A 295-nucleotide genomic window follows, 5' to 3' on the forward strand; every position below is an offset into this window, starting at 1 on the left:
CGCCCCGTTCGTGTGCAGGGAGGGCTCGGTGAGGGCTTAAAAGAGGGTAATGACGCTCCCACTTGCCGGATTGGTTCCATCCGTTCTGCCAACCCAACCGAGGACTAGGGGAGTTGCTGTGGCGCGTTCCCGCGGGCGTCACATCGCGAATGCCCGGTGCTACTCTCTTCTGCGCGATGACGAAAATATTCCTGATCACGGGGGGTGTGATCGCGTGCAGGCCAAGTACAGGGCTTCGGCCATCGCGTTGACGGCGTCGTTGCTGCTGGGGGGCTCGATGGCGCTGGCGCCGACG

This window comes from Streptomyces milbemycinicus, assembly GCF_002154605.1.
Lineage (GTDB): Bacteria > Actinomycetota > Actinomycetes > Streptomycetales > Streptomycetaceae > Streptomyces > Streptomyces milbemycinicus.